Raw genomic sequence first — 18,086 nt, forward strand, 5'->3', positions numbered from 1 at the left:
CGGGGCCGTCCGGGTCGCACAGGGCGAGGGCGGCCCGCAGGCCGCCCTCGTCGAGATCGTCGTCGTCGCCGGCGAAGACCGCCCGGCGCAGAGCCGGGGTGGTCGACGCGGCGAGCAGCCGCACACCGCTCACCCGGCCACGGCCTCGGACTTCTCGGCCGGCACCCGCTTGGCCAGCCTGTCCAGCAGCGCCGCGAACGCCAGCCCCAGCGCCGTCCACAACGTCACCTGGGTGCCGAGCGAGGCCAGCCGGAACGTCCACAGCAGGCTCGCCGGGAACGTGTCGGGCACCTCGTCGAACGTGGGCAGCAGCACGTACCCGATCGCGACCACCACCAGGAAGGCGCCCAGCGCCGCCGCGGCCCGCAGCCACTCCGGCGCGTCCGCGCGCAACGAGCGGGACGCCAGCACCCCGGCCCAGACCGCGACCACACCGATCACCACGATCGACAGCCAGCCGATGGTGCGCTGGTTGATCGTCGCGGGATCACCGACCGCGGGCGGATTGGCCGGATACTTCACGAACGGCACCAGCACGATGCCGAGCAGAGCCGCCCCGGCCAGGCCGAACGCCGCCCGGGTGTCGCTGGCGGTGCGCAACCGCCGGCGCAGCAACGTGTACGCCGTCGCGAGCAACCCGCCCATCGCCACGCCGTACAGGGCCGTGGCCAGGAACAGCCCGCCCTTCTGGCCGGTGCGCGAGACGAGCTCCTCGTCGTGGTGACCGTCGTCGGCCGCACCGGGGGTCTCCGCGTGGGCCGCGGCTTCCTCGATGGCGATAGCCGCGTCGATCCGGCTCTCCCCGGTGGCGTACGCGAACACGCCCGCCAGCAGACCCGCGATCATGCCGGCCAGCAGGCCCCGCAGCAGGATGGCGCCGTAGGAGGGGGTGGTGCGGGCCGAGCTCAGTGACACGGCACGCCGAGCAGGTGCCGGCCGTCGTGCATGAGCTCGTGCAGGTACATGCCGCCCTGCGAGACCGCGCCCTGGTCGAACGCGACCAGGTAGGCCAGCAGCAGGAGCATGGTGACCGCGCCGACGGCGGTCCAGAGCACCCGCGGTGAGACAGCGGGCGGGTTCAGCGGGCGTACCGACTGAGTGTTGTTCGACATGACTGGGTCAGACCTCCTACCGGGATGACGCGTCCCGTTCAACAGGCCTGCGTACGTGTGAGCGTCCTGACTCACGGAACCCCGCAGGGCTCCGTTCACAGTGGCGCGACCGCACCGGATTCCCACCGGTTTCCCTCACGACGCCGCAGATGGTCCCCACAACCTAGCGGCGAGCGCCGGAGCCGGTCAATCGAGCCGGTGCTCACAGCCTCCGGGTCACCGCCGCCGGGTCCGGCTCGGTAACATCCAAGCCGGTCGTGGTGCGGGGGAGTGGCGATGAGGTTGCACAGGGTGACGGCGGCGCTGGGTGCGCTGACCGGGATGGCCGCTGTGCTGTTGCCGGCCGCGCCCGCCCAGGCCCGGGCCTTCGTCTGCCCCACCCTGCCGGGCCAGGCCAAGGTCAGCGCGGCCAAGCCGTACGAGACCCAGCTGTTCGCCCCGGAACGGCTCGCCCCGTTCGCCACGGGCGCCGGCGTGCGCGTCGCGGTCATCGACTCCGGCGTGGACGCCGGCCATCCCCAGCTGCGGGGCCGGGTCGCCGCGGGCAAGGACTTCCTGCACGGCGACGCGACCGGGCGCCAGGACTGCGTCGGGCACGGCACGGCCGTGGCCGGCCTCATCGCCGCGCGGCCGGTCACCGGCGCCGGCCTGCGCGGGCTGGCCCCGGACGCGACCATCGTGCCCGTGCGGGTCAGCGAGCAGACCGACACCCAGCAGAGCACCGGCGGGCCGGTCAGCCCGGCCAAGTTCGCCACGGCGATCGACTGGGCCGTCGACGAGGGCGGGGCCGACGTGATCAACATGTCACTGGTGATGACCACCGACGACGGCCGGGTCCGCGCCGCCGTCGCCCGGGCCGTCGCCGCCGGCGTCGTCGTGGTCGCCGCGGCCGGCAACGACGGGCGCCCCGACGACGGCAACCCGCGGCCGTACCCGGCGTCCTATCCCGACGTGATCGGCGTCGGCGCGATCGGCGCCAACGGTGTGGCCGGCGACTTCTCCCAGCACGGCGACTACGTGGACGTGATGGCCCCGGGCGTCGGGGTGACCATCGCCGCGCGCCGCTCCGGGCACACCCAGGGCGACGGCACCAGCTACGCGACCCCGTTCGTGGCGGCCACCGCCGCACTGCTCAAGCAGCGGTTCCCGTCGCTGACCCCGGCCCAGGTGGCCCGGCGCATCGTGGCCACCGCCGACCCGGCCCCCGGCGGGCGGCGCAGCGACCTGTACGGCTTCGGCGTGCTGAACCCGTACCGGGCGCTGACCGAGACCCTCGGCCCGGAGTCCCCGCCGCCGCCGGCCCCGGCGGTCATGCACACCGAGGACCCCGCGGCGCTCGCCCTGGCCGCCCGCCGCGACCACGCGCAGGACATGTCGCTGCTGGTCGCAGGGATCGGCGCGGGCGTGGTGCTGCTGGTCGTGGTGGTCGCCGCCGCCCTGCGCCGGGGCCGGCGCCGCGGCTGGCGCCCACCGGACCCGGAAGTGCCCTGAGACAGCAGAGGTGAACGCCATGGACATCCGGGAGATCACGGTCGCCGACGGGGACGCCGGCCCGTACGGCATCACCACCGGCCCCGACGGCGCCCTGTGGCTGACGCTCGTGCACGCCGGACGGATCGCGCGCCTCACCACCGGCGGTGAGCTGCACACCTTCGACCTGGGCACCCCGGACTGCCGGCCCAGTCTGATCACCGCCGGGCCGGACGGGGCGCTGTGGTTCACCCGCACCCAGGACGATCGGATCGGCCGGATCACCACCGACGGGCAGCTCAGCGAGTTCCCGCTGCCCACGCCCGGCTGCGGCCCGTACGGGATCACCGCCGGCCCCGACGGCGCGCTCTGGTTCACCGAGATGAACGCCGACCGGATCGGGCGCCTCACCCCGGACGGCGACCTGCGCGAGTTCGCCCTGCCGGTCGCGCAGGCGTTCGTCTCGGCCATCACCACCGGCCCCGACGACGCCCTGTGGTTCACCCTCAACCGGGCCGGCGCGGTCGGCCGGATCACCACCGACGGCGCGGTCACCGTGCACGAGCTGCCCACCCCGGCCGCCGACCCGGTCGGCATCACCGCGGGCGGCGACGCGCTGTGGTGCGTCGAGATCGGCGCCGGCCAGATCGCCCGGATCACCACCGACGGCACGGTGACCGAGTTCGCGCTGCCCGACCGGGCAGCCCGCCCGCACGCGATCGTCGCCGACGGCGACGGCTGCTGGTTCACCGAATGGGGCGCCAACCGCGTCGGGCACATCAGCGCCGACGGCACCGTCACCGAGCACGACCTGCCCAGCCCGAAGTCGGAACCGCACGGCCTGACCCTCGGCCCCGACAGCACCGTGTGGGTGGCGCTGGAGACCGGCAAGGTCGCCGTGCTCACCGGCGCGGGCCCGGCGCGATGAGCACCGAGCAGTCCGTGCGGGCCTGGCTGCGCGAGCGCGGCGCGGCGAGCATCGAGCACCCCGGCGGCACCCTCTACGCCCACCTCGGCCGGGTCCACGACCGGCTCGGCGCGCTCGGCCACGACCCGCAGGTGCAGCTGGCCGGGCTGGCCCACGCCGCCTACGGCACCGACGGCTTCGACCGGACCCTGCTGGCGGTCGCCGACCGCCCGGTCCTGCGCGAGCTGGTCGGTAAGCGCGCCGAGGCACTGATCTACCTGTACGGCGCGTGCGACCGTTCCCGCACCTGGCGGGCCCTGCCCGGCACCCGGCAGGTGTGGGACCGCTTCACCGGCGCCGCTCACGAGCTGGCCCCGGAGCAGACCGGCCCGTTCACCGACCTGAGCATCGTCAACGAGCTCGACGTGGCCGAGCAGGACCCGGCGTTCGTCGCCCGCCACGGCGCCTACTTCCGTGAGCTGTTCGCGTCCTGGGCGCCGCTGGCCTCGCCCGCCGTGCTCGCGGAGGCCCGCCGCATTCTGGGCTGACCAGCCGGATGGCCGAAATCGTCATGGTCGTGGCGTGGACGCCACCCCGCGGGCCCCGCGATCATCGACGCCATGGGGGACCGCCGCATCGCCGTCGTCGTCTACGACGGATTCCAGCTGCTCGATCTGGCCGGCCCGGCCGACGTGTTCGCCACCGCGGCCCTGATCGCCCGCGGCGGCTACCACCTCGACGTGGTGGCCGCCGAGGCCGGCCCGGTCCGGGCGCACAACGGCATCACCACCACCGCGATGGCCTTCGACGACCTCACCGACATCGACACCCTGCTGATCGCCGGCGGACTGTCCGCGTCGCAGCACCTGCACCTGGCCGCGCCGATCGCCCGGCTCGCCGGCCGTGCCCGGCGGGTCGCGTCGGTCTGCAACGGGGCCCTGTTGCTGGCCGAGGCCGGGCTGCTCGACGGTCGCCGCGCGACCACGCACTGGCTGGTCGCTGAGGACCTCGCCGCCGCCTACCCGCGGGTCGAGGTCGACGCGGACCCGATCTACGTGCGCGACGGCACGGTCTGGACCTCCGCCGGGGTCACCGCCGGCATCGACCTGGCGCTGGCCCTGGTGGCCGACGACCACGGCACCACCCTGGCCGCCGACGTCGCCCGCGGCCTGGTCGTCTACCTGCACCGCCCCGGCGGGCAGAGCCAGTTCAGCACGCCGATGCGCACCGGCGTCCCGCGCAGTGAACCCCTGCGTGAGCTGCGCGCCTACATCGACGCGAACCCGGCCGCGGACCTGAGCGTGCCGGCTCTGGCCCGGCGCGCGGCGATGAGCGAACGGCACTTCTCCCGCGTCTTCACCCGCCAGGTCGGCATGCCGCCCGGCCGTTACGTCGAGCACAGCCGGGCCGAGGCGGCCCGCCGCCTGCTCGAGTCCACCGACGCGCCGCTGGCCCGGGTCGCCCGCGACTGCGGCCTGGGCCTGCCCGAGACCCTGTACCGCACGTTCCGGCGCCGCTGGCGGATCTCACCGGCCGACTACCGCCGCCGCTTCCAGCACAGAGAGGCCTGAGGCATGCACGTCGCCATCCCGCTCTATCCCCGGTTCACCGCCCTGGACGCCGTCGGCCCGTACACGGTGCTCGGCTTCGCCCCGCAGGTCAGCGTGACGTTCGTGGCCGCGGCGCCCGGCCCGGTGACCGACGACCTCGGCAGCCTGACCCTGACCGCGACCGCCGGCTACGCCGACCTGCCGCACCCGGAGGTCGTCGTGGTGCCCGGCGGTCCCGGCACGGCCGAGGCGATGCACGATCCCGCGCTGCGCGCTTGGCTGCTGGCGGCCCGCCCCCAGTGGATGACCTCGGTCTGCAGCGGCTCGTTCGTGCTGGCCGCGGCCGGGTTGCTGGACGGGCGCCGGGCCACCAGCCACTGGGGCTGGCGCGACGGGCTCGCCGCGTTCGGGGCCCAGCCGGTCGAGCAGCGCGTCGTGACCGACGGCCCGGTGATCACCGCGGCGGGCGTCTCCGCCGGGATCGACATGGCGCTGACGCTGCTGGCGCGCCTGCGCGACGACGAGACCGCGCAGGCTGTCCAGCTGGCCGTCGAGTACGACCCGGACCCGCCGTTCACCGCCGGGTCACCCCGGTCCGCGCCGCCCGGCCTGGCCGAACGCGCCCTGGCCCTGATCCGCTGAGGTCGCCGCAAATCGGTGGAAGCGGCGCGGCGGGCCGCCTACCGTGTCCCGCTGTGGACATCAAGGGAGAGGCCGACGAGCGTTTCGGCGCGGTGGCCGACGTCTTCACCCGCAACTTCGGCGACTTCCCGGAGCTCGGCGCGGCCGTCACGGTGTACGCCGGCGGCCGCATGGTGGTCGAGCTGTACGGTGGCGTCGCCGACGAACGCACCGGCCGGCCGTGGACCAGCGACACCGCCGTGCCGGTGTTCTCGTGCGCGAAGGCCGTGGTGAGCATCTGCACGCACCTGCTCGCCCAGCGCGGCGAGCTCGACCTCGACGCGCCGGTGAGCCGGTACTGGCCGGCGTTCGCCGCGCACGGCAAGGGCGGCATCACCGCGCGGATGGTGCTCGGGCACCGGGCCGGGCTGCCGGTGCTCGACCGGACCCTGTCGTTCGAGGAGGTCACCGCGTGGACACCGGTCGTGCGGACCATCGAGGAGCAGACGCCGCTGTGGGAGCCCGGCACGGCGTACGAGTATCACGCCCATGTCTTCGGGTTCCTGCTCGGTGAGCTGATCCGGCGGATCACCGGGCTCAGCCCGGGGGCCTGGTTCCGCACGGCGATCGCCGACCGGCTCGGCCTGCGGACCTGGATCGGCGTACCCGCCGAGGAGCTCGGCGATCTGGCCCGGCTCACCGAGGCGCCGGGCCGGCCGCCGATGCCCGGCCCCGAGACGCTGATCATGCGGATGGTCACGATGAACGGCGCGTTCGTCTTCCCCGGCCTGGACGAGCCGCACGGCTGGAACGATCCCGACCTGCTCACCGCCGAGATCCCCGGCGCGGGCGCCGTGTCGTCGGCGACCGGCCTGGCCGCGCTGTTCGCCGCCGCCGTGACCGGTGTCGGCCGCACCGAGCGGCTGCTCACCGCGCAGACGGTGACGGACCTGGTCCGTGAGCAGTCCGCCGGCGCGAGCTGGTCCGGGATGGACGCGGGACAGCGGTGGGGCTCGGGCTTCCTGCTCGACTCGTCCTTCCGGGCCCTGCCGGGTGCACGCAGCTTCGGCAACGACGGCGCGGGCGGACAGTTCGCCTTCGGCGACGACGAGTACGGCGTCGGCTTCGCCTACGTCACCAACCGCATGGTCGGCTACGGCGACGCCCGGGCCACCCGCCTGATCGCCGCGGTCCGGGACGCCCTCGACTAGAGCTGCTTGAGCGCCGTCTCGACACTGTGGGCGGCGGCCGGCATCAGCGGCAGCCGTACCGCGGCGGTCGGGATCCGGCCCTGCGCGTGCAGCACCCCCTTGATCACCGTCGGGTTCGGCTCGGCGAACAACGCCAGCGCGAGCCCGGCCAGCGCATGACCCACCGCCCGGGCCCGGACGACGTCCCCGGCCGCCCACGCCCGCACCAGCTCGGCGAAGCGGTCGGTGGCCACGTGGGCCGAGGCCAGGATCCCGCCGGCCGCACCCAGGGCCAGCAGCGGCGAGACGAACGCGTCGTCACCACCGAGCACCGAGAACCCGGCGGGCGGATCGGCCAGCAGCTCCACGGTCGCCGCGTCGATGCCACCCGCCGCCAGCTTCATCCCGGCCACACCCGGGATCGCGGCCAGGCGCCGCAGGGCCGCCGCCGACAACGCCTGCCCGGTCCGGTACGGCACGTGGTAGACCAGCACCGGCACCGGGCTGGCCGCGGCCAGCGCCTCGAAGTACGCGACAACACCGTCCTCCCCGGGGCGCAGAAACGGCGGCACCAGGCTCAACGCCGCCTGGATCCCCGGCCGTTCCCGCAGCTCCCGCACCGCCTCGACCGAGTTCGCCCCCACCACCAGCGTGGCGTTGCGGTCGCGGCACACCCGCGTGACCACCTCCAGCACGGCCCGCTGCTCGTCCGCGCTCAGCGACGCCGGCTCCCCGGTCGTGCCCAGCGCCACCAGCCCGGCGGCGCCGTCGGCCAGCACCTCGCCGGCCAGGGCTTCCAGCGCGTCCAGGGCCACCGACCCGTCGGCGTCGAACGGGGTGATCAGGGGGACGTACACACCGGAGAAAGTCATGGGCCCAGCCTCTGGCACCAACTGCCATAAGGTCCAGTTCACATTTCTGCGCAGAACCGTAAGCTCAGCTGATGCTGGATGTCCGGCGCCTGCGCCTGCTCTGCGACCTCGCCCGCCTCGACACGATCAACGCTGTCGCGCAGGCGCACATGTACACGCCGTCCGCGGTCTCCCAGCAGCTGTCCGCCCTGGAACGCGAGGTCGGGCTGCCCCTGCTGGAACGCACCGGCCGGCGCGTCGCCCTGACCCCGGCCGGCCGGGTGCTGGTCCAGCACGGCGAGTGCGTGCTGGCCGCGCTGGAGCAGACCACCACGGCGATCGCCGCGCTGGCCACCGGCCTGTCCGGGCCGCTGCGCATCGGCGCGTTCCCCACGGCGGTGCGCACCCTGCTGCCGTCCACCCTGGTCGCCCTGGCCGAACGCCACCCTGGGCTGGAGCTCATGGTCACCGAGCTGGACCCGGCGGCCGTCCCGGACGCGCTGCGCGAGCACCGCCTCGACGTGGGCCTGCTGCACGACTACGACGTCGTCCCGGTCAAGCCGGACCCGATGCTCGACGCCGTGCCGCTGCTGGACGAGACGGTCTACCTGGCGTTGCCGTCGACCGGCTCGGGGTCGCTGCGCGACCAGCGCGACGCGGACTGGATCGTGGCCAGCCCCGGGACGCTGTGCCACGACGTGACACTGCACGTGTGCCGGGCAGCGGGCTTCACGCCCCGGGCCCGGCACCAGGCCGACGACTTCACCACGGTGCTCGCCCTGGTCGCCGCCGGCCAGGGCGTGTCGCTGGTGCCCGAGCTGGCCACGGCGAAGCCACCCACCGGCGTCTGGCTCGTGCCGTTGCAGACGCGCCGGCGTACCCGGGTCGCGTACCGTCGCGGCGCCGCGACCCACCCGGCAGTGGCCGCCTTCATCACCGAGCTCCGGGCCGCGAGCAGCCGGTTCCGCGACCCGGCGTCGCCGGGAAGCTGACCTCGGCCCGAGGCGAGGCGGCGATCGAACAGTCGAGCAGCAGACCGTCCAGGGTGCCGATCACCAGCCGGTCTGCTCCTGCCCGCGCCAGTGAGAGCGGAACGACGCGACGACCGTTCACCCGTAGCTGTTGCCGCATCTGAACGGCGCCGTCCGTGGCACGCATGATGACCAGTTCCCCCGAGTTGAACGTGACGTAGACGAAGTCGCCGTCCACGTCGAGTGCCGTGGCCTGATGGTCGGCGGTGAAGACCCATTGCCGCTCGCCCGTCGGGTACGTGCGGCGGGCCACGAAAACGTTCCCGGTCAACGGTCCGGCGCCGTTGTGCACGGTGCCACTGTGGACCAGCGCCGGGCCGGCGCGGTCGTTGAGGTAGGCACCACACCCGCCGAACAGATGCCCGCCGCGCGAGGTGTCCCACTCGAGCGGGAAGAGCCGCCGTACTCGCCCGTCGGGTGCGTCGACGGCGACCACCCACTTGTCGCGCCCGGGTCTGCTGCCCATGCCTTGGAGGAAGAGCAGGTCGGGTGCGTACCGGATGTCGAAGTAGTGGTTGAACAGGTCGTAACGACCCAGGTCGACCGCGCGCGGTGGCGCACCGTCCGGGTCGATGAGCGTGACCTGGCCGGTCATCGTCGTGGCGGTGTGCTCGGTGTTGCGCAGCGCCCATCGGCCGTCGGCCCGGGACGTCACGATCGCGGGGGAGTCGGCCCTGGTGGGTTCCTCGGACGGTGCCGTCGTCGAGGTCCACCTCCAGCACAACGCTCGGCTCACTCGTCCACCGGCCGGCGTGGAAGACGGGTGGGGTCTGGGTCAACGCCAGAGCGGGATCCGTTCGAGATTCGTCCGGGCACGGCTCTTCGCCGTACGGCATGCGCAGCATGCCTGTGGTGGCCCGGTTTCAGTCGTCACGGCGGATGCGGCAGGCCAGCGATGTGGTGCCGAACCGTTCCTCGTCCTCGTCGCACGGAACAGCCAGCACCAGCCCGAGAGTTTCCCGATCCTGCCACGTGAGCTGCCGAACCTCCCGTGGATCGGCCAGCAGCGACACGGTCGCACCGGTGGACAGATCCAGCAGGAGCAGTTCGCCTTCGTAGGACCATCCGCCGTCGTACGCGCCGGTGCCGACGGCCAGCAACGGCAGGGTGGGATGGAAGGCGAGCGCGTTGACCGGCCATCGCGTCGTCAGATGGAACAGGCAGGTGAGGTCGTCGGAGCGGTAGACCCCCGTCGGGTGCCAACCCGGATTCGGTTGGGATCGACCGGAGACGTCGCGGGCGCGCCATTGCGGCCGGGCAAGCGCCCCGCCGATCGCGATGAGCGATGCGTCGGGCGAGGTCACAGTGACGCGTGGTCGGCCGGTCTCGCAGAAGGGGCCGGCGCCCAGTACCCGGTCCACCCGGGCCTCGACGGCGTTCACCGGGTACCGGTGCACTCGATTCGTCTGATCATGGGGAGATCCTACGCAGCAGGGCGTTGAGCCGGGCCGCCTGCCGGGTGAGGTGCTCGCGTTCGGCGAGGCTGGCCGCGCCCTGGGCCGCCGCGGTGTAGAGCCGCGCCGCGGTCACCCGGTCACCGTCCCGCTCGTGCAGGTACGCCGCGACGGCCGTGTGGCGTGGCAGCCCGGGGTCCAGCTCCGCCAGGGCGGCGAGACCGGCGCGCGGACCGTCGGCCTCACCGACCGCCACCGCCCGGTTCAGGCGGGCCACCGGACTGTCGGTGAGGCGCACCAGCTCGTCGTACCACTCGACGATCTGCACCCAGTCGGTCTCCGCGGCCGTCCGGGCGTCGGCGTGCAGCGCGGCGATCGCCGCCTGGGCCTGGAACTCGCCCAGCCGGTCTCGGGCCAGCGCGGCCTGGAGCACGTCGACGCCCTCGGCGATCAGGCGGGTGTTCCACCGGCTGCGGTCCTGCTCGGCGAGCGGCACGAGCCGGCCGCCGGGACCGGTGCGCGCCTCGCGCCGGGCATGGTGCAGCAGCATGAGCGCGAGAAGCCCCGCGACCTCCTCGTCCAGGGTCCGGGCGGCCAGCTCGCGGGTGAGCCGGATCGCCTCGCCGGCCAGGTCCACGTCACCGGAGTAGCCCTCGTTGAAGACCAGGTAGAGCACCCGCAGCACGGTGGCGAGGTCGCCGGGCTGGTGGAACCGCACCCCGGCGACGGTCCGCTTGGCCCGGCTGATCCGCTGGGCCATGGTCGCCTCCGGCACGAGGTAGGCCTGGGCGATCTGGCGGGTGCTCAGCCCGCCGACCGCCCGCAACGTCAGCGCGACCGCCGAGGCCGGGGTCAGCGACGGGTGCGCGCACAGGAAGTACAGCTGGAGCGTGTCGTCGACCACCTCACCCGGGCCGGGCGGCGGCTCAGCCTCGACGCGTACCTCCCGGTGCCGGCGGGACGCCTCGGCGCGGGTCGCGTCGAGGAACTTGCGCCAGGCCACGGTGACCAGCCAGCCCTTGGGGTCGCGGGGCGGGTCACCGGGCCACCCGCGTACGGCTTCCAGCAGGGCGTCCTGCACGGCGTCCTCGGCCGCCGCGAAGTCGGCGCCGCGCCGGACGAGAACGCCGATCACCGCGGGGGTCAGGCTGCGCAGCAGGACCTCGTCCACTTCTCACTCCGTGATGGTCTCGGGCTCGGTGTAGGCCGGGCGCAGCTCGAGCCACTCGTGGATCGGTTCCCCGCCGGCCCCCGGCGCCGCGGACAGCTCGGCGGCCAGCTCCAGCGCCCGCTCGTAGCTGTCCACGTCGATCATCATCCAGCCGGCGATCAGGTCCTTGGTCTCGGCGAACGGTCCGTCGGTGATCGGCGGGCGTCCCTCGCCGTCGGAACGCACGAACGTGCCCTGTGGGGAGAGCGCCTGTTCGCTGACGAACTCGCCGGTGCTCTCGAGCCGGGCGGCGAAGTCCCGCATGTACTGCAGGTGGGCGGACACCTCCTCCGGGGTCCACTGGTCCATCGGTACGTCGTTGGGCGGTGCCGGCGCGCCCCGGTAGTGCTTGAGCAGCAGGTACTTGGCCATCACGGTCTCCTGTCGATGCGGGTACGGCTCATTGTGGTCAGGCCCGCTGCCGTTCCTCACGTTGCCGCACCAGCTCCTCGACGGCGCTGGGCAACGTCGTCTCGAAGTCGATGAGCTTGGCCCAGGTCGGCGTCACCACGATCCGGACCATGCCGTCGTACAGCGAGCGCACCTCCGCCTCCCACTGCACCCGCTGCTCGGCGGTCATCGTGTAGGTGCCGTTCATCTGCAGGTACTCCTGCGGGATGCCGTCGACGACGTCGAGCTCGGCCCGCCCGCGCAGGAGCAGGATCTTGGGCGGGTGCACCTCGGTGTCGATGGTCAGCGCGACCATCGGGTTGGCCCGCAGGGCGGGCAGCTTCGGGGCGTTCTTGGTGGTGCACATGACGATCTGCGAGCCGTTCCAGGTGAACGCGATCGGCACGTTGCGCGGGGTGCCGTCCTTGGCGACGTACGCCAGCCGGGTCAGGTCCCGGGCCAGCATCTCCTGGCTGAGCGGCCGGTGCAGAACCTCGGTGATCTCATCCTGGTGCACGGTCGTCCCTCTTTCGTCGTCCCCGGCGGCCGGTGGTGGCCGCTGGTGTCCCCTGGGACGCAGCCGCCCGGAGGTTCTCGACACGGGCGGCCCACCGAGTTCAAAATTTTCCTGGTGACCGGCGCCGACCCCACTCTCGCCCGCATCGCTCAGGGCGTGGAGCTGCACCATCAGCAGGGCCGGCCGGACGCCGCCCGTGAGGTGTTCGCCCGGGTCTGGGACGAGATCGGCGGCGAGGGCGGCGACCCGCTGCACGTCTGCGTCCTCGCGCACGCCCTGGCCGACGTGCAGGACGACGTCCGGCAGGAGCTGATCTGGGACCGGCGTGCGCTGGCCGCGGCCGATCAGCTCACCGATGCCCGGGTCGCCGAGGCCGGGGTGCCGCTGACGGCGGCCGGCCTGTATCCGTCGCTGCACCTCAACCTGGCCGAGTGCTACCGCAGGCTCGGCGACCTCGGCCCGGCCCGGGACCACCTGCGGCAGGCGCAGGCGGGGATCGGCGCGCTCGGCGACGACGGGTACGGGCAGCTGATCAGAAGTGGCTTGGACCGGCTGACGCGCCTGCTGTCCGCGGATCAGGAGCGCCGAACCAGGTGACCAGCGCGTCGAGCAGCCCGTCGGTGCCGTCCGGGCCGAGGGCCCACGCGACGTAGCCGTCCGGACGGATCAGCAGAGCCTCGGCCGGTGCTGTCCGCGCCTGGGCGCTGACCACGTCGACGCGGTCACGCCACCCTGCGATCAGGTCGGTCAGGTGCCCGGAGCCGGTGAGGTCGGCCAGCAGCGGCCGGCCCGCCCGCATGAGCTCGGCCAGGCGGGTGTCCCGGCTGCCGACCCGCAGCTCCAGCTCCGGCGCGAACCGCCCGGTCACCGCATGGGCGGTGCCGGCATGCATCCGGTACGCGACGTCCGAGCCGGCCAGCAGCCCGGCGACATGCCCGGTGACACCGGGAAGGTCGAGCAGCTCGCCGACAACCTGGCGCAACGCGGTGACCGCGGGACCGGGCGACATCAGGGCCAGCTGAGCCTGGGTCTGCATGGTGACCCGCTCGGCGGCCGGCCGGCGCTCGGCCTGGTAGCTGTCGAGCAGCCCGGGCGGCGCCCAGCCGTGCACCTGCGCGGCGAGCTTCCAGCCGAGGTTGGCCGCGTCCTGCAGACCGAGGTTGAGTCCGGGCGCGCCCACCGAGGGATGCACGTGGGCGGCGTCACCGGCGAGGAACACCCGGCCCTGACGGTACGAAGTCGCGATCCGGGTGTTGGCGACGTAGCCGCGGCGCAGCAGGTGCGGGCCCGGCGTGGTCGGTGCGGACAGCGGCAGGTCCTGCCCGAGGACCCGGTGCAGGCTGTCGCGTACCTCGTCGAGGGTGACAGGGTCGTCGTCGGCCGGCGCGGGACCGTCCCACTCGATCACCGACACCATCAGGACACCGGGCCCGTGCGGCACCACCACGTAGGCGCCGCGTTCGGTGCGGTGCCAGGCGTACAGGCCGATCCGGTCGCCGCCGGGCAGGATGACGGCGGCGGCTTCGGCGCTGACCCACAACGCCGGCACGCTCACGTGGGCGGCCCGCGAAACGACGCCCGGATCGGTGTGGCCGGCGAACAAGACCCCGAGCTGCTTGCGGACGCCGCTGCGCGCGCCGTCGCATCCGACCAGATATCCGGTACGCATCTCGTAGGCGCCGTCCGGGCCCTGCACCTGTACGGAGACACCGTCGTCGTCCTGGCGCAGCTCCAGTAGCCGGTGCCCACGCCGCAGATCCACGCCCAGCTCCCGGGCCCGCTGCTCCAGCAACGCCTCCAGCTGCGCCTGGCGGATCTGCAGGCCGTACAGGGGATTGTCGGCCAGCCCGGACAGTTTCACCGGCAGCGCGCCGAACAGGAAAGCCGGAGCGGCCCGCGGCCGCTCTTCGAGAAACCCCCGGTGGTCCAGGAAGCGCACGGCCTGACCGATCACAGCATTGGCCTTGTACGCCGTGCTGGGCTCGGGCAACTGCTCCAGCACGACCGGGCGCACGCCGGCGAGCAGCAGCTCGCCGGCCAGCAGCAGCCCGACCGGGCCACCACCCACGATGATCACCTCAGCAGCAGACATGCCGGGCACCATAGCGACGGCTGACCTGGACAAATGCCGCCACCCGTGGTCGTCGGAAACGGCGCTCGTGAGATAATGGGGTGGACGCCGACGAGTGCGACTTGTAGCTTGCAGGCGATCGTGACACCGCCCGAGGAGGTGAGACCCATGAACGCTGGATCGCTGTGGGTGCTCCCCCTCCCGTCACGGCCGGGCGACTGACGTAGGTGTCGCCGGGAGCGCCTCGCCACCAAGGCACTCCCGAAAGGCAGTCACCCCATGCACACCTTCGACGTGATCATCGCCGGCTGCGGTCCGGCCGGCGCGACGCTGGCCGCCGAGCTACGGCTGCACGACGTACGGGTCCTCGTCCTGGAGCAGGACACCGAGCCCGTGTCGTTCGTCCGCATCGTCGGCCTGCACATCCGCACCATCGAGCTGATGGCGATGCGCGGTCTGCTGGACGGCATCCGCGAACGCGCCCGCCAGCGTCCGGCCGCCGGGTTCTTCGCCGCCATCGCCAAGCCCGTGCCGCCGGGCCTGGATTCCGCTCACGCCTACCTGCTGGGCATTCCACAGCCGGTCATCGTGGACCTGCTGGAAAATCACGCGACCGCCCTGGGCGCCGAGATCCGCCACGGCCGCACGGTGACCGGCCTCCAGCAGGACGACGACGGGGTGACCGTCGAACTGGCCGGCGGTGAACGCCTGCGCACGCGCTACCTCGTCGGCTGCGACGGCGCCCGCAGCACCGTGCGCAAGCTGCTCGGCGTCGCGTTCCCCGGCGAGCCGTCCCGCACCGAAACCCTGATGGGCGAGATGGAAGTGAGGGTCGCGCCGGAGGAGATCGCCGCCACGGTGACCGCGGTCCGCGAGACCCACATGTCGTTCACCGTGCAGCCCTTCGGTGACGGTGTCTACCGCGTCGTGGTGCCCGCCGCGGGAGTCAGCGACCGTGCGGAGCCGCCGACGATCGACGATTTCCGGCAGGAGCTGCGCACGGTCGCCGGTACCGACTTCGGCGTGCACTCCCCGCGCTGGCTGTCCCGGTTCGGCGACGCGACCCGGCTGGCCGAGCGTTACCGGGTGGGCCGGGTGCTGCTGGCCGGCGACGCGGCGCACATCCATCCGCCGGCGGGCGGGCAGGGCCTCAACCTGGGTGTGCAGGACGCGGTCAACCTCGGCTGGAAGCTGGCCGGCCGGATCCGCGGCTGGGCGCCGGAGACGCTGCTGGACACGTACCAGACCGAACGTCACCCGGTGGCGGCCGACGTGCTGGACAACACCCGCGCCCAGATGGAACTGTCGTCGCCGGAGCCGGGGGCGCAGGCGGTGCGCAGGCTGCTCAGCGAGCTGATGGACTTCGACGAGGTGAACCGCTATCTGATCGAGAAGATCACGGCGATCGGTATCCGGTACGACTTCGGGCCGGGGCCGGATCTGGTCGGCCGCCGCCTGCGCGACGTCGAGGTGAAGCAGGGGCGGCTCTACGACCTGCTCCACCACGGCCGGGGGTTGCTGCTGGACCGCACCGAACGGCTGAGCGTCGGCGGGTGGTCGGACCGGGTCGACCACCTCGCGGATCCGACCGCGGCGGTGGAGGTTCCGGCGTTGTTGCTGCGGCCCGACGGCTATGTCGCCTGGATCGGGAACGAGCAACGGGAGCTGGACGTCCACCTTGCTCGCTGGTTCGGCGAACCCACCATCTGATCTCGCTCCGAGAGGCCGTCGCTGACCACGACCGTTCCACGGAAGACGCCGACGATCCGCCAAGGATCGTCGGCGTGCCGGGCCCTGACTCCTGCGTCAGATCTCCGCATGCCGTGGTCTGCCGGGTGGCTTCACTCATCGAAGCTGAACACGAACTCGCCGCTCTCGATGCGATCGATGAGTTGGCTGACATCGCCGGCTTGTCGTATTCCGGTCTCCCACCCCGCACTGGTGATGTCGAGCAGCAGCACCGGTGCGGGATCCTTCCGCAGGTCCAGCACCAGCTGCTCACGGGAAGCGTCACCGCCGATGATCGCGATACCAGGGTGTGCGTCGGTGGCCTCCTCCCCAGCCTCATGGAGGCGGAGCATCTCGCGTGGCATGTTGAGCGAGACGTAGGTTTCGCCTGTCAGCCATCCTCGCCGGAACCAGGACTCGCCTTGCAGGTAGCTTCGCCAGGCTCGCGGCAGTGGCCGGCCCAGGGCTTGCTCGGCTTCAACGAACTCTGCATCATCGACTGGGCCTCGGTAGTCGGCTTCCTCTCGGATCACGCCGATGATGGTGGCGTTGAGCTCGGCAACCTCGTTCGCCGGGATCCGATACCCGAACTCGTCGCGACCAGTGCCGTGGACCGCCTCGAACCGATGGAGAGATCGCCGGGGGACATCGAACTGGACCACGTATCCCACGCCCTCAGCAGGCACGGTCCGTTCGCGACAGATCCTCACAGCGAGCTGCCGCTCACGTACGGCAGAAAAGATCGGCTGGTCCGGTAGCCGCAGCGGCCAAGCACGCCATCCTGACGAAGCAACCGCGTCAAGCTCGTCCTGTCCGACAGACCGCCACAACGTGACGGTGCTCGCTTCGTCGACATGCGGCTGCTCGGCGCCGAGCGCGGTAGCGCTCTGGTCGTGGTCGGTCATGCCGCCATTCTCATGCAGGCGTTCCCGCCGACGGGAGCGCGGATCCCCGGCGTTCTGACTTGGCCGACGCCGGTCAGCCTTAAGGCCAGACTGGCTGTAAGCCACCTCTCCTCGAACCTAAAGCCCTGCGGCTGTCCGCGCTCACCCGTGGCCACGCAGAGTTGGCCAGGATTACTGGATTGCAATTACTGGTAATCCGATAATCCAAGACGCATGCTGCAAGCGGACAAAACGTCGACACACCATAATGACAGTTATGGTGTAACCGCAGCGGGCTGCGAAGTCACTAAACTGCGTCGGTGTCCTGCCTTGATCGTCCAGCGAATGAGCGGCGTCGGGCGCGTGGAGGAATGACGGAGGAGCCGGGCCGGCCGACTCCCGACAGTGAGCGCCCGGCGCACCCCCGAGGCGGACCGGAACTCCGACGGCCGCACCGCCGCCCTGATCCACGGGGCGCACCCGGGGCGGCTCGGCACCAGCGGTGGGATTCGTGTCCGGTCGCACGCCGGTCGAACGCCATTACGATCGGCTGATGTTTCAGCCGATCTATCCGATGCGGACGCCGCGCCTCACTCTGCGGCCCATCACGGTGGGCGATCTCGACGACGTCCATGCCTGGCAGGGCCGATCCGACGTCGTCCAGTGGATGGCCGAGGGCGTGCCGCGTACCCGCGAGCAGTCCCGGGCCTCGGTGCTGGCCATGGTCGGCGAGGACGCGCTCCGGGCCGAGGGCGACTGCCTCACACTGGCCGCCACGACCGAGGCCGGCGTCGTCGGGACCGTGGAGCTGGTCTGGCGCAGTGAGCAGGACCGGACTGCCGAGCTCGGCTACGTCTTCCATCCCGACCACGCCGGTCGCGGGCTGGCCACCGAAGCTGCCGCGGCCCTGCTGGACTGGGGTTTCGAGTGGCTCGGCCTACGCCGCGTCTACGCCCGCTGCCACAGCCGCAACGAAGCGTCCGCCCGCCTGATGACCCGGCTCGGCATGCGCCAGGAGGCCCACCACGTGGAGAGTTACCAGTTCCGGGGCGAGTGGGCGGACCAGCTCGTCTTCGCCGTCCTGGCCCGGGAATGGCGGACAGGGCAGCAGCGGGCCGACACGACCGGTCCTTGACCCGCTGCTGACCTGACACCGGCCC

The 18,086-nt window shown here is 72.6% G+C and carries 20 protein-coding genes and 1 riboswitch; of the genes, 10 read left to right on the forward strand and 10 right to left on the reverse strand.

The genetic code is table 11. From position 1 onward, the window contains the following. Positions 1-129: 129 nt before the first annotated feature. The gene (locus tag ACWEOZ_RS30960; protein ID WP_451914195.1) at positions 130-915 is read right to left on the reverse strand and encodes a CbtA family protein; all 786 of its coding nucleotides are present in this window, start codon (positions 913-915) and stop codon (positions 130-132) included. Next, positions 906-1,112 (reverse strand): CbtB domain-containing protein, encoded by a 207-nt coding sequence (locus tag ACWEOZ_RS30965; RefSeq protein WP_360552049.1) that lies wholly within the window; start codon positions 1,110-1,112, stop codon positions 906-908. The genes ACWEOZ_RS30960 and ACWEOZ_RS30965 overlap by 10 nt, the downstream gene beginning before the upstream one ends. Positions 1,113-1,173: 61 nt before the next feature. Then, a riboswitch (cobalamin riboswitch) is annotated at positions 1,174-1,246 on the reverse strand. A 142-nt stretch (positions 1,247-1,388) separates the two neighbouring features. Between ACWEOZ_RS30965 and mycP the strand changes: the two genes are divergently transcribed. The 6 genes from mycP to ACWEOZ_RS30995 all read left to right on the forward strand — a co-directional run bounded on the left by mycP (position 1,389) and on the right by ACWEOZ_RS30995 (position 6,871). Beyond that, the gene (mycP, locus tag ACWEOZ_RS30970; protein ID WP_451914196.1) at positions 1,389-2,603 is read left to right on the forward strand and encodes a type VII secretion-associated serine protease mycosin; all 1,215 of its coding nucleotides are present in this window, start codon (positions 1,389-1,391) and stop codon (positions 2,601-2,603) included. Positions 2,604-2,622: 19 nt separating this feature from the next. Then, positions 2,623-3,510 carry a Vgb family protein gene (locus ACWEOZ_RS30975; RefSeq protein ID WP_451914197.1) on the forward strand — a complete coding sequence of 296 codons (888 nt, stop codon included), beginning with the start codon at positions 2,623-2,625 and terminating at the stop codon, positions 3,508-3,510. Further along, a complete protein-coding gene (locus tag ACWEOZ_RS30980; protein WP_451914198.1) occupies positions 3,507-4,037 on the forward strand; it encodes a DUF6817 domain-containing protein in 531 nt (176 codons plus the stop codon). Before ACWEOZ_RS30975 ends, ACWEOZ_RS30980 begins: the two co-directional genes overlap by 4 nt. 72 nt (positions 4,038-4,109) lie before the next feature. Next, positions 4,110-5,060, forward strand: a complete 951-nt coding sequence (locus ACWEOZ_RS30985) for a GlxA family transcriptional regulator (protein ID WP_451914199.1) — start codon at positions 4,110-4,112, stop codon at positions 5,058-5,060. 3 nt (positions 5,061-5,063) lie between these two features. Further along, positions 5,064-5,681 carry a DJ-1/PfpI family protein gene (locus ACWEOZ_RS30990; protein WP_451914200.1) on the forward strand — a complete coding sequence of 206 codons (618 nt, stop codon included), beginning with the start codon at positions 5,064-5,066 and terminating at the stop codon, positions 5,679-5,681. 53 nt (positions 5,682-5,734) lie between these two features. Next, a complete protein-coding gene (locus ACWEOZ_RS30995; RefSeq protein ID WP_451914201.1) occupies positions 5,735-6,871 on the forward strand; it encodes a serine hydrolase domain-containing protein in 1,137 nt (378 codons plus the stop codon). On the opposite strand, the gene ACWEOZ_RS31000 is transcribed toward ACWEOZ_RS30995, so the two are convergent. Continuing rightward, the gene (locus tag ACWEOZ_RS31000; protein WP_451914202.1) at positions 6,868-7,722 is read right to left on the reverse strand and encodes a dihydrodipicolinate synthase family protein; all 855 of its coding nucleotides are present in this window, start codon (positions 7,720-7,722) and stop codon (positions 6,868-6,870) included. The genes ACWEOZ_RS30995 and ACWEOZ_RS31000 overlap by 4 nt on opposite strands. 71 nt (positions 7,723-7,793) lie before the next feature. Here ACWEOZ_RS31000 and ACWEOZ_RS31005 point away from each other — a divergent pair, with 71 nt between their 5' ends. Continuing rightward, positions 7,794-8,693, forward strand: a complete 900-nt coding sequence (locus tag ACWEOZ_RS31005) for a LysR family transcriptional regulator (RefSeq protein WP_451914203.1) — start codon at positions 7,794-7,796, stop codon at positions 8,691-8,693. On the opposite strand, the gene ACWEOZ_RS31010 is transcribed toward ACWEOZ_RS31005, so the two are convergent. From ACWEOZ_RS31010 to ACWEOZ_RS31030, 5 genes are all read right to left on the reverse strand, one after another. Next, positions 8,635-9,468 (reverse strand): hypothetical protein, encoded by an 834-nt coding sequence (locus ACWEOZ_RS31010; protein WP_451914204.1) that lies wholly within the window; start codon positions 9,466-9,468, stop codon positions 8,635-8,637. The genes ACWEOZ_RS31005 and ACWEOZ_RS31010 overlap by 59 nt on opposite strands. Positions 9,469-9,595: 127 nt before the next feature. Beyond that, positions 9,596-10,114 (reverse strand): hypothetical protein, encoded by a 519-nt coding sequence (locus ACWEOZ_RS31015; protein ID WP_451914205.1) that lies wholly within the window; start codon positions 10,112-10,114, stop codon positions 9,596-9,598. A gap of 28 nt (positions 10,115-10,142) precedes the next feature. After that, positions 10,143-11,297 (reverse strand): RNA polymerase sigma factor, encoded by a 1,155-nt coding sequence (locus ACWEOZ_RS31020; RefSeq protein WP_451914206.1) that lies wholly within the window; start codon positions 11,295-11,297, stop codon positions 10,143-10,145. 3 nt (positions 11,298-11,300) lie between these two features. Next, on the reverse strand, positions 11,301-11,708 hold the full coding sequence (locus ACWEOZ_RS31025) for a YciI family protein (protein WP_360552073.1): 408 nt from the start codon (positions 11,706-11,708) through the stop codon (positions 11,301-11,303). A gap of 37 nt (positions 11,709-11,745) precedes the next feature. After that, entirely contained in the window at positions 11,746-12,243 is a 498-nt protein-coding gene (locus ACWEOZ_RS31030; RefSeq protein ID WP_451914207.1) for a pyridoxamine 5'-phosphate oxidase family protein, read from the reverse strand. Between the two features lie 114 nt (positions 12,244-12,357). Here ACWEOZ_RS31030 and ACWEOZ_RS31035 point away from each other — a divergent pair, with 114 nt between their 5' ends. After that, positions 12,358-12,840: a hypothetical protein gene (locus ACWEOZ_RS31035; protein WP_451914208.1), complete on the forward strand. Its 483-nt coding sequence runs from the start codon at positions 12,358-12,360 to the stop codon at positions 12,838-12,840. On the opposite strand, the gene ACWEOZ_RS31040 is transcribed toward ACWEOZ_RS31035, so the two are convergent. Beyond that, entirely contained in the window at positions 12,776-14,335 is a 1,560-nt protein-coding gene (locus tag ACWEOZ_RS31040; protein WP_451914209.1) for an FAD-dependent monooxygenase, read from the reverse strand. The two genes, ACWEOZ_RS31035 and ACWEOZ_RS31040, sit on opposite strands and share 65 nt — an antisense overlap. A gap of 258 nt (positions 14,336-14,593) precedes the next feature. Between ACWEOZ_RS31040 and rox the strand changes: the two genes are divergently transcribed. Next, positions 14,594-16,024: a rifampin monooxygenase gene (gene rox / locus ACWEOZ_RS31045; protein ID WP_451914210.1), complete on the forward strand. Its 1,431-nt coding sequence runs from the start codon at positions 14,594-14,596 to the stop codon at positions 16,022-16,024. 131 nt (positions 16,025-16,155) lie between these two features. Here rox and ACWEOZ_RS31050 read toward each other — a convergent pair whose 3' ends face one another. Beyond that, the gene (locus tag ACWEOZ_RS31050) at positions 16,156-16,947 is read right to left on the reverse strand and encodes a hypothetical protein (protein WP_451914211.1); all 792 of its coding nucleotides are present in this window, start codon (positions 16,945-16,947) and stop codon (positions 16,156-16,158) included. Between the two features lie 532 nt (positions 16,948-17,479). Between ACWEOZ_RS31050 and ACWEOZ_RS31055 the strand changes: the two genes are divergently transcribed. Then, positions 17,480-18,061, forward strand: coding sequence for a GNAT family N-acetyltransferase (locus ACWEOZ_RS31055; RefSeq protein WP_451914212.1), 582 nt, complete (start codon positions 17,480-17,482; stop codon positions 18,059-18,061). Positions 18,062-18,086: the final 25 nt, after the last annotated feature.

This window comes from Actinoplanes sp. NPDC004185 (assembly GCF_053603475.1).